Source organism: Alishewanella agri BL06 (genome assembly GCF_000272005.1).
Classification (GTDB): Bacteria; Pseudomonadota; Gammaproteobacteria; order Enterobacterales; family Alteromonadaceae; genus Alishewanella; species Alishewanella agri.
In genome coordinates this window covers 53,629-63,352 of record NZ_AKKU01000020.1, presented here as the reverse complement: position 1 = coordinate 63,352, position 9,724 = coordinate 53,629, and the positions used below count along the sequence as shown (strand labels likewise).

The 9,724-nt window shown below is 52.9% G+C and carries 10 protein-coding genes; 8 read left to right on the top strand and 2 right to left on the bottom strand.

Annotated elements, in window-relative coordinates; genetic code table 11:
• Positions 1-218: 218 nt before the first annotated feature.
• On the bottom strand, positions 219-1,247 hold the full coding sequence (gene mtnA, locus AGRI_RS11575; RefSeq protein WP_008985123.1) for an S-methyl-5-thioribose-1-phosphate isomerase: 1,029 nt from the start codon (positions 1,245-1,247) through the stop codon (positions 219-221).
• Between the two features lie 90 nt (positions 1,248-1,337).
• Here mtnA and mtnK point away from each other — a divergent pair, with 90 nt between their 5' ends.
• The 8 genes from mtnK to AGRI_RS11535 all read left to right on the top strand — a co-directional run bounded on the left by mtnK (position 1,338) and on the right by AGRI_RS11535 (position 9,075).
• Entirely contained in the window at positions 1,338-2,537 is a 1,200-nt protein-coding gene (gene mtnK / locus AGRI_RS11570; RefSeq protein WP_008985122.1) for an S-methyl-5-thioribose kinase, read from the top strand.
• Positions 2,538-2,661: 124 nt separating this feature from the next.
• Positions 2,662-3,342, top strand: coding sequence for an ABC transporter ATP-binding protein (locus AGRI_RS11565; RefSeq protein ID WP_008985121.1), 681 nt, complete (start codon positions 2,662-2,664; stop codon positions 3,340-3,342).
• Positions 3,330-4,271, top strand: coding sequence for an HlyD family secretion protein (locus AGRI_RS11560; protein WP_008985120.1), 942 nt, complete (start codon positions 3,330-3,332; stop codon positions 4,269-4,271). The genes AGRI_RS11565 and AGRI_RS11560 overlap by 13 nt, the downstream gene beginning before the upstream one ends.
• Positions 4,271-5,281, top strand: coding sequence for an HlyD family secretion protein (locus AGRI_RS11555; protein ID WP_008985119.1), 1,011 nt, complete (start codon positions 4,271-4,273; stop codon positions 5,279-5,281). The genes AGRI_RS11560 and AGRI_RS11555 overlap by 1 nt, the downstream gene beginning before the upstream one ends.
• Positions 5,282-6,475, top strand: a complete 1,194-nt coding sequence (locus tag AGRI_RS11550) for an efflux RND transporter periplasmic adaptor subunit (RefSeq protein WP_008985118.1) — start codon at positions 5,282-5,284, stop codon at positions 6,473-6,475.
• 1 nt (position 6,476) lies between these two features.
• Positions 6,477-7,712 carry an ABC transporter permease gene (locus AGRI_RS11545; protein ID WP_008985117.1) on the top strand — a complete coding sequence of 412 codons (1,236 nt, stop codon included), beginning with the start codon at positions 6,477-6,479 and terminating at the stop codon, positions 7,710-7,712.
• A gap of 124 nt (positions 7,713-7,836) precedes the next feature.
• Positions 7,837-8,280 carry a nucleoside deaminase gene (locus AGRI_RS11540; RefSeq protein WP_008985116.1) on the top strand — a complete coding sequence of 148 codons (444 nt, stop codon included), beginning with the start codon at positions 7,837-7,839 and terminating at the stop codon, positions 8,278-8,280.
• Positions 8,281-8,292: 12 nt separating this feature from the next.
• Positions 8,293-9,075, top strand: coding sequence for a transporter substrate-binding domain-containing protein (locus AGRI_RS11535; protein WP_008985115.1), 783 nt, complete (start codon positions 8,293-8,295; stop codon positions 9,073-9,075).
• 49 nt (positions 9,076-9,124) lie between these two features.
• Here AGRI_RS11535 and AGRI_RS11530 read toward each other — a convergent pair whose 3' ends face one another.
• A complete protein-coding gene (locus AGRI_RS11530) occupies positions 9,125-9,724 on the bottom strand; it encodes a redoxin domain-containing protein (protein WP_008985114.1) in 600 nt (199 codons plus the stop codon).

Below are 9,724 nucleotides of genomic sequence, written 5' to 3'. Positions count from 1 at the left end.
GGCACAGGCAGGAACAACCTCGTATAACTTCGTATAATGTATGCCATTACGAAGTTATTACGGTTATCGCTTGTTCATGTAGAATAACTACACATCACAAGCTCTGCCTTGTATAAACACCAGCCAAACGGCTGCAAAAACAAGCAGCAAACGTCAACACGCCCTAGTACCCTACTTCAATACCGGCATACTGTGCGATTTGAGTGATTAACGCCGACTTAATAGTTTAGTTGCTGTAGCACACCAGCAGCAATTTGCTGCTGGTTATATACCCCGCTATCCAGTACCCAGCCGGTGACCAGCTTAGCCGGTGTCACATCAAAGGCCGGGTTAAATACCGCGGCCTGCGCCGGCGCCCACAGCGTTTGGCCAAAGGCACCCGACACCCCGCGTACTTCATCCGCAGCGCGCTGCTCGATGGGAATAGCACCCCCATCCGGACAGGCCAGATCGATAGTCGTACGCGGTGCCACCACATAAAACGGCACCTGATGATAATGCGCCAGCACCGCCAGGCTATAGGTACCCACTTTATTGGCAAAGTCACCATTGGCGGCAATACGGTCGGCGCCAACAAAGATCCGATCCACCTCACCGCGAGCCATTAACATCGCCGCCATACTGTCGCAAATCAGCTGATAGGGAATGCCCAGCTGTTCGCACTCCCAGGCTGTCAGCCGGCCGCCTTGCAATAATGGCCGGGTTTCATCTACCCAGAGCCGGATAGCTTTGCCCTGCTGCTGCGCTAACCGGATCACCCCCAATGCAGTGCCGACGCCAGCGGTGGCAAGGCCGCCGGTATTGCAATGCGTCAGTAACCGCTCGCCGGGTTGCACCAGCGCAGCACCATTTATGGCAAGTTGCTCACATAACGCCACATCTTCGGCAAACAGTGCTTCTGCACAAGTCACTGCCGCCGCGACAAAATCCGGCTGCGCCAGCGCCGCCAGCATAGTGTCCAGGTTATTCATTAAATTGACCGCGGTGGGCCTTGCCGCACGCAGCACAGCGGCGTCTTGCAGCAACTGCTCGCGGCTATCCCCCTGCAAGGCGCGGTAAGCCAGTAACAGCACAGCGCCAATGCCAATAGCCGGTGCGCCACGTAATTGTAAGTTCTTGATCAGGCTCACCATCTGTGGCACGGTAGTGCAATGCAACCATTGCTGTTGCTGGGGCAGTAAGGTCTGGTCCAGCACATAGAGCTGTTGCTCGACGATTTTCAGGCTTAAGGCGGTCAGGTTTTTCATCTGTTTTATCTCATTTGGCGTTGCAGACGTCTGGATGTTTTGCGATTATGCAGCCCTGTTTACCCCCGAGCAAGTGATTGAGGCAACCCGATGACGGCTTATCATATCTTTACCCCGGACGATGCATTACGTTTTGCGGATCAGCATAGTGAACTCTTTGGCGATCACAGTAAATTATCTGCCGTTGAATTTGGCGACGGTAATCTGAATCTGGTATTCCGAGTCAGCAATGATAAAGGCACCTCGCTGATCGTCAAGCAGGCGTTACCCTATGCCCGTTGCGTGGGGGAAAGCTGGCCGCTTAGCACCGACCGCGCCCGGATCGAGGCCGAAGTGTTGCAGCAGCATGGCCGTTTTTGCCCACAGCATACGGTAGAAGTATTGCATTTTGAGCCAGCGTTGTCGGCTATTTTAATGGAAGATCTGAAGCAGTATCAGATTTTGCGCAGCGAACTGGTCAAGGGCAAAACCTTTGCGCATCTGGCCAGCCAGATGGCAACCTATCTGGCACAAACCTTGTTTTACAGCAGTGATTTTGTGCTGAGCGGCCCGGTTAAAAAAGCCGCCGTGGCCCGCTTTATCAACCCCGAGCTGTGCCTGATCACCGAGGATTTATTCTTTACCGACCCTTACTGTAATCATGAGCGCAATACTATCCATGCCCTGATTCTGCCGCGGGCACGCCAGCTGTGGCAGGATGAAGAACTGCAGGCCGAAGTGGCGGCGCTAAAGGCCGACTTCTTATCCAAACCCCAGGCCTTGCTGCATGGTGATGTGCATAGCGGCAGTATCTTTATTAATGCGGATAACTGCAAAGTCATCGACGCCGAGTTTGGCTTTTATGGCCCGATCGGCTTTGATGTCGGGTCCCTGCTCGGTAACTTATTGCTAAACTACGTCGCCTGCCCCGGCCTGTTTGCGCCAGAGCAAGCAGAGCAGCAACAAGCCTATTTATTAGCGCAAGTCCGTGAGCTCTGGCAGCAATTTGCTGCGCAGTTTAGCCAGTTAATGGCCAGCGAAACGCAAGATAGCGCCTTGCAAAACAGCCGCTACCAGCAACACTTTTTACAGCAGGTATTGGCAGATAGTCTGGGTTACGCCGGTTGTGAGCTGATCCGCCGTACCGTTGGCTTGGCGCATGTCGCTGATTTGGAGAAAATTACTGATGCCAAAAAGCGGGCAGAGGCGGAGCTGCGGGCGATTGAGTTGGGGCGGGCCCTGATTATGCAACGGGCAAAGTTAGCGCAAATGGACGCCGTGCTAACCCTGGTGCAGCAAGTTACGGTATAGGTTAACGACACCTGGTACGCTGTTCCTGAAATAACTGCTTACATTTTTCGCTGCGACCTTACTGGTCGTAGCAGGCCCGGCTATGGCAGACTGTTGTTAATAAACTATTACAACAGGGATGACGATGATTTCTGCCTCGGCATTAAACAAAGTGTTTGGTAGTGGCGATACCCAGGTGCAGGCGTTACGGGATGTCAGTCTGCAAATTGCTGAAAACGAATTTGTTGCCATTATGGGCAGCTCCGGCTCCGGCAAATCGACACTGATGAATATTCTTGGCTGCCTGGATACGCCAAGTAGCGGCAGCTATCAGTTAGCCGGTGCCGATGTCAGCCAACTGGATGACGCCGCCCTCTCCGCCATGCGTAATCAGCATATCGGTTTTATTTTCCAGTCTTTTCACCTGTTACCACGCCTTAGCGCGGCCGAGAACGTGGCGCTACCGCTGCGCTATACCGCTACGCCGGCTGAGCAGGCATTACAACGGGCCGAAACCTTGTTACAGCAGGTTGGTCTGGGCCATCGCATGCACCATAAACCTGCCGAGATGTCAGGCGGCCAGCGCCAGCGCGTTGCTATCGCCCGCGCCCTCATCAATAACCCCAAGGTGATCTTTGCCGACGAGCCGACCGGCAACCTCGACAGTAAAACCTCAGTCGAAATTATGCAGCTGTTAACCGAGTTACACCGCCAGGGCAATACGGTGGTGATGGTAACGCATGAGGATGATATCGCTGCCTATGCACAACGGGTGATCCGGATGCGCGATGGCCAGATCCTGGAGGATAGCGGATGTTCAGTCTGAGTTTTGTCTTTGCGCTGACACTCAGTCAGCAAGCCGAGCAGCCATTACCGCTGCTGTTAACCGGTAGCCTGGTCTCGGAATACCGGCAAAATATTGTGGCGCCGATGAGCGATACCTGGCGCATTCAAGTGCAATGGCTAAAACCGGAAAACGAAGCAATTAAGGCCGGCGACCTGGTTGCGGTCTTTGATGCCGGTACCATTCAGGCCAGTATCGAGCGCCTGAAGACATCGCTGATCAGTGCCCAGGAGCAGTATAAACAGTTGGAAAGCCAGCATGCGCTCAAGGTGCTGGAGGCCGAATATGAATTAGAACGCCGTCAGTTATTGCTGGAAAAAGCCGATATTGATGCCGCTGTACCCAAAGATAACCTCAGTCTTTATGATTATGAGAATAACCAGTTAACCCAGCAGCGTGCCCGTACCGAGCTGAAAAAAGCACAGGAAACCCTGGTAACGGCGCGACAGGAGCAACAAAATGCCCTGTATAAGCAACAGCTGGTGATAGAAAAAACCGCCGCCGATCTGGCTGAGGCCGAACAAAACCTCAGTAAAATGAGTGTGTATGCCGAACGTGATGGCGCCATCAGTTATAGTTTGCATCCCTGGTATCGCACCAAGCTCTATGCCGGAGTGACGGCTCAGCCGGGCTGGTTAATTGCCGAGGTAACAGAACAACAAGGCTTGTACGTTGAGGCCTGGGTACATGAGGTCGATGTCGGCCGCTTGCGGCAGGCCAGCCGGATCAGTGCCCGCTTTGATATCGCCCCGGAGCAGCAGTTCGCACTACAATTACAGGAATTAGCCGGTCAGGGTGAAAAGCGTCAGGCTTGGGGTAATGCCTTGTACTATCGCGCTAAGTTCACGGCTGAAAGCTTACCTATTAGCCAACCGATGTTGGGCATGGGCTTACTACTGGAGGCCCGCTAATGACAGCACGCTACCTATATCTTCGTATTACTCTGCTTAGCCTGGGCCTGCTTGGGCTTAGCGCCTGTAGCAAACCGGCAGAACAAGTCAAAGAGCAGCAGCAACGGCAACAGGTTCGGGCCACCGGACAACTGGCAGCCGCTACATTTTTTACTGTTTCACCACCGGCTGTCGGTCGGATGTGGCAGTTTAACATCCGCGAAATGGCACCGGAGAGCAGCATGCTGCAGCCCGGCATGCCGGTCATCAGCTTTGATGGTCAAAGCCTGCAGGATGATTTACGCAATAAAAGTATCGAACTGAAAAGTGCGCAGCAAGAGTTGGCAAACCGTCTCACCACAGATGAGCAGCGCTATGAAGAGCTGAAGCTGCAACTGGCGGAACGCAAAAACGATCATGACCGGGAACAACGCAAGGCAGAAATCGTCGATCATTCCCGCTCAGAAAATGACAGACGCAAAGCACAAATTGACTTTACGCTGGCAAAAAGCCAATACCAGCTGGCACAGCGCCGGCTGGATTTTCATCAGCAGCAACGCGAAGCAGAAAAGCAGATTATCTCATCAAAAATTGCCCGCTTAACTGCTGAAGTCCAGCAACTGCAGGCCGAGTTCGCCTCGTTACAAATCAAAGCCCCCTATGCCGGCATTATGGTGTATTTACCGGACTATAACGGCGAGAAATCTTCCGTTGGCGACACCGTGCAATTCGGGCAACCCGTTGCCGAAGTTAGTCAGTTGGAAAGTTTGTATATTAAAACCGAAATTGACGAAGTGGATCTGAAGTACCTGCAACCCGGCCTGAGTGTACAAATCACGCTGGATGCCTATCCCGAGCGTAACTTTAGCGGGGTACTGACTGACCTGGGCAAGGCGGTACGCAATAAATCTGCCGAGAACCTGAGCCGGGTGGTCGACGCCAGCATTAAACTGGATGAACCGGACTTAAGCATTATGCGCCCCGGTATGAGCGCCCGTTTAGTGATTCGTCTGTCGCAGGGAGCGAACTAAATGCGTCTATTAAAAAACTCCGCTCTGAATCTCAGCCTTTGCGCCCTACTGCTCACCGGCTGTACCGATCCGGCGCAAACGCAGCCGCTGCTCACAGTCAGCCAGGGTGAGCTGGAGCACCGTATTAGTGCCGAAGGTGAACTCTTTGCCGTAAACTCGGTAAGCATTAATGCGCCACAAAATACCCGTGGCCCACGTTTTATTGCCGAATTAGCCCCCGAGTACAGCAGTATCGCGCCGGGCGATCTGGTGATCCGCTTTGATGCCACCCAGCTGGAGCGCAGTCGCCGCGATGCCGGTAATTCGCTGGCGGCAGTGCTTTCTGATCAACAATTTAAAGGCACTCAGCAAGCCGCAGAGCTGGCCAATATTGGTCTGGACCAACGGCTGGTGCAGCAGGAGTTTGCCTTCGCCGATCGTTTTAGCATTGATGACATCCAAATCCGTTCGCGGCTGGAAATTCTCGATTCACTGCAAAACAAAGAGTTCCTCGGTGAGAAACAAGCCTACCTTAACTGGCAGCAACAAAGCTTTGCCGCCCGCTCGCAGGGCGAGCTGGACTTACTGCAATTGCAAAAAGGTCAGCAACAAAGTTTGCTAGAGCAAGCCGAAACCGGCTTGTCAGCGCTGGAAATCCGGGCCCCTCACAGCGGTATCCTGCTATACGACAGCAACTGGCGCGGTGAAAAGCCAGAGGTCGGTCGCATGGTATTCCCCGGTGAAAAACTGGGGAGTATCCCCGATCTCAGTTTACAGCACCTGAAGTTACAAATTATCGAACAAGAAGCCGTTGGCCTGGCAGTGGAGCAACCGGTGTCATTCCGGCTCACCGCGCAACCGGAACAGGTACTACAGGGTAAAATTGTCAGCGTTGGTCAGGTAGCGCAATCCCGCGAGCGGCGCGATCCTCGCCGCTATATCGAAGTAATAGTGGCGCCAGACAGCCAGCAAAGCTTCTTCTTGCCGGGTGCGAAAGTCCGCGCCGATATTCTGGCTAATCGTTTAACGCAGGTGCTGACCGTGCCATTACAAGCGGTGTTTAGCGATGAGCAGGGGCAATATGTCTGGAAACAGCAAGGCACAAGTTTAACCCGTCAGGACGTGAGTTTGGGTGCGAAGAGTCTGACACATGCCGAAATTACCGCTGGCCTGAAAGCCGGTGATCGCATCAGCCTGCTGGCACCGGAGAATTAATATGCAACATAGTGCAATGCTCAAAGATACGCTGGCCGAACTGGCGCAGCATAAGTTACGCACCTTCCTGACCTTACTGGGCATGATCTTCGGTGTTGGCGCAGTGATCGCTATGTTGAATATTGGTGAAGGCGCAGAGCGCGAAGCCTTAAAAACCATTGAAACCATGGGCCTGCGCAATATTATCGTCGAAAGTAAAAGCTTTGATGAGAAAACCCTGCTCGAGCATCGTAAACATTCACTGGGAGTCAGTCAGAGCGATCTGCAGGCGGCGGTCAGCACGCTACCGGATATCACCGGCCACAGTGCCGAACGCAAGCTGGAAACCTATGCCATTATCAGCCATAGCGGCAAAAGTGAGGGTGTTGCGGTCGGTGTCTTACCCAGCTACCTGGAGCTGAGTAGTCTGCCACTGGCAGCCGGGCGTAACTTTACCGAACTGGAAGATCTGTATGCGGCCCAGGTGGCGATCCTGGGCTCGCAGATGGCTGGCAGCTTGTTTCCGGACGGCGAAGCACTGGGAAAATACGTGAAGGTTAACCATGTCTGGCTGCAGGTGGTTGGCGTGCTGGCCGAGCCCTTCAGCAGCCAGAATGAATTTCAGGGTATCAAACTTGGCGGCGAGCAGAACCAACTCTTTATGCCGCTGCAAACCGCCCGTAACCGCTTTCGCAGTATACCGCTGGATGCTGAGTTAAGTTCGTTCCGCTTACAACTGGCTGAGGGCGCCAATACCGCAGTGATAGCGCAGGCACTTAACGCTTTGCTACTGCAGCGCCATAATGATATTGATGATTATCGGATCGTGGTGCCGGCGGCCTTACTGGCACAGCAGGAACAAACCCAGAAAATTTTTAATATCGTGATGTCCTGTGTCGCCGGTATCTCGTTGCTGGTTGGCGGTATCGGTATTATGAATATTATGCTGGCGACCGTACTGGAGCGGACCAAAGAAATTGGCTTATTGCGGGCCATTGGTGCCACCAAACGTGATATTAAACTGCAGTTTGTCGCCGAGAGCTTTACCATTGCTATTGTTGGCGGTATTGCCGGTATTCTGTTCGGCATTATTCTGTCGGAATTAATCGCCTTTTATTCCGGTTGGGCGGTGTCCTGGTCGCTACCGGCCATCGTGCTGAGCTTTAGCATCTGTGCACTGATTGGTATCGCCTTTGGCGTCTATCCGGCGATTAAGGCCTCAGAGCTGGATCCCATCACCGCGCTGCAAACCGATTAACAACCTACTCTGCCGGCAGTCTTGGCAACAGGACCGGCCGGCTATCTGCTTTCCTGCTGACAAACAATTAGTGCAAACTAATAAAACGAGCTATGCTAACTGGGGCGTTAAGCAGGAGAACAAGATGCGCGATCCTTTTCTACAAGCCGCTATCGACGAAGCGAAAAAAGGGCTGTCAGAAGGCGGTATCCCTATTGGTTCGGTACTGGTTATTGATGGCAAAATTGTTGGCCGTGGCCATAATCAACGCGTACAACGTGGTAGTGCCATCCTGCATGCCGAAATGGATTGTCTGGAGCAAGCTGGCCGCTTAGCCCCGGCCGATTATAAAAAAGCCACGCTGTATTCCACCCTGTCACCCTGTGATATGTGTAGCGGCACGGCTTTGCTGTATGGCATCCCGAAAATAGTGATTGGTGAAAATCAGACCTTTCAGGGACCGGAAGACTACGTCAAAAGCCGTGGTGTTGAGGTGAGTGTACTGCAGGATGCAGAATGCATTACCTTGATGCAGGACTTTATCTCGGCCGCACCTGAGCTTTGGTTTGAAGATATCGGTAAGGTTTAGGTCAGAGATACTATGAAGTGGTTGCTATATTGCTTAGTCGCTATCCTCTCTTTGCTAGCGCCGGCCCAGGCCAAAACGCTGGTGAAAGTCGGTGCCTATGAATTTCCTCCCTACGTACAAATACAACAACAACAGGCCTCTGGCTTAACGGTGGAGTTAATTTCGCAGCTGAATCAGTTACAGCAGCAGTATCACTTTGAGTTGGTACTGACGACCGCGGTGCGCCGGCATCAGGATTTTCAGCAAGGACTGTTTGATGCCATCTTTTTTGAAGATATCAACTGGGGCTGGCACAACAAAGGTCTGGCCATGCAGCAATCGCCGGCTTTTGCCCGGGATGATGAAGTTTTTATTGCGCTACTTAGCAAAGCCGGATCACAGCAATGGTTTGACAATCTGCAGGGTAAAAGTATAGCCGGTATTCTGGGTTACCATTATCGGATCGCCAATTACGAAACCGATCCCGCCCGCCTGGCAACTGAGTATCTGATGATACCGGTTACCGACCATTTCGCCAGTGTCGAACTGGTGTTAAAAGGGCGTACCGATACCGCCATTGTCACCCGTACTTTTATTAAGCAGTATCTGAGCGTTAATCCGCAACACCACGACGCCCTGCTGATTTCTGAGCGCATTGACCAAAGTTACGGTATGCAATTGTTACTGCGTGAAAGCCACCCGCTTGATATCGCCACACTCTATCAGTGGTTACACCTGATACTGCAACAGCCGGGGTTTCATCAGACTCTCGCTGAACATGGCTTACAACTGTTACCAATAGTGCCACCACAATAAAAACATCCTGCCGGGGCGGCAACAGGCCAGAGCCCCGGCTGGGTTTAGCTTAGTACTTAATGCTGCAACCATAAGGCCGGCTTACCGCCGGATCCGGCGCTTGCCCGGCCAGCACGGCTTTTGCCGCATTGGCAAAGTACGGCGTTGCCGTTTGGATATCTTCTACTTTAGCAGACGGAATGCTATCAATACCGCCCATATACTGCAGTACACCGTTTTTGTCGATCACATACATATGTGGTGTGGTACGCGCATCATAGGCTTTCCCCATCACGCCGTCTTCATCAAAAATAACTGCGGTTGGCGCGGCGCCACGGCTGCTGGTCAGCTCATCCGATTTTGCCTGATTCACATGGCCTTGCTTACCTGGTGCCGAGGAGATCACGCTCAGCCACACTACATCTTGCGCCGTCAGATCTTGTTGCAGTTGCTGCATATTGCCCTGATAGTGTTTTACTACAAAGGGGCAATCGTGATTGGTCCACTCCAGCACCACATTCTTGCCGGCGAAATCCTGCAGGCTATGCACCTGCCCGGCGGAATCTTTTACGGTAAAAGCCGGTGCCGGTTGACCAACCTGCGGCGCAGCAGCCAGGCTACCGGCGAACACCGCCGCAGCGGCCAAAGCTAACAATTTCATCTTTTTCAT